The sequence below is a fragment of the Vibrio sp. 10N.222.54.A3 genome, assembly GCF_041474095.1.
GTDB lineage: Bacteria > Pseudomonadota > Gammaproteobacteria > Enterobacterales > Vibrionaceae > Vibrio > Vibrio crassostreae_C.
This window is the reverse complement of the sequence record NZ_JBFRTN010000145.1, coordinates 1-994: the sequence shown is the minus strand read 5'-3', so window position 1 is coordinate 994 and position 994 is coordinate 1. Positions and strand designations below refer to the sequence as shown.

Annotated in this window: 1 protein-coding gene; it reads left to right on the top strand. The window is 46.9% G+C overall.

Annotated features, from left to right (window positions below):
• A partial coding sequence (locus AB4507_RS21930; RefSeq protein ID WP_372183370.1) for a hypothetical protein occupies positions 1 to 994 on the top strand: 994 nt, incomplete at both ends.

Sequence of the window (994 nt, the reverse complement as noted above, 5' to 3'; positions counted from 1 at the left end):
ACTATTAGCTTCTCGGATACCAATTTAGGTCAATACACCTTTACGTTACTTGAAGCGCTTGACCACGAAGATGGTCTGGTGAATAACAGTTTGAGCTTTGACCTGCCTGTTTATGCAGTAGACAGCGATGGCGATGATTCTTTGGTTTCTCAGTTAAATGTAACCATCGGTGATGATGTTCAAATCATGCAGGATGGTACGTTAGATATCACTGAGCCAAATCTTGCAGACGGCACAATCACAACCAGTACCATTGATGTGATGCCAGAGCAGAGTGCTGATGGCGCGACCATTACTGAGTTTACTTACGATGGTGGGACTCCACTGACGCTTGACCAAGCTGATACCGGTGAGCAAGAGTTTATCTTCACTGAAGGCTCTCTGTTTATCACACTTGAAGGTGAAGTACGCTTCGAACCAAACCGCAATCTAGACCACACGGTTAGCGAAGACATCGTCAAATCGATTGTGGTGACCTCAAGCGATTTAGATAACGATGTGGTGACGTCAACGGTCACTCTGACGATTACTGATGGCGATATTCCAACCATCGAATCCGTACCAAGCGTGACGCTATCAGAAACACAACTTGCCGATGGCTCGACACCAAGCGGCAGTGCGGTGAGCCAAACCGAGACTATCTCGTTTACCAACCAAAGTGATGATGTTGAGAAGTTCCGAATCGAACCAACTGAGTTCAATGTGGGTGGTGCGTTAACGTCGAACAACATTGCGGTTGAGCTTAAAGAAGACCCAGCAGACTCAGGCATCTATACCGGCTTTATTGATGACGGTGGAACGGACGTTCCTGTCTTCAGCTTAAGCTTCTCAGGTACTACGTTAGGCGAATACACCTTCACGCTACTTGAAGCATTAGACCATGCAGATGGTCTCGACAATAATGATCTGATCTTCGATTTACCAGTCTATGCCGTCGATTCTGATGGCGATGATTCCTTGATGTCTCCGCTGTCGGTGACCATTGGTGATGACG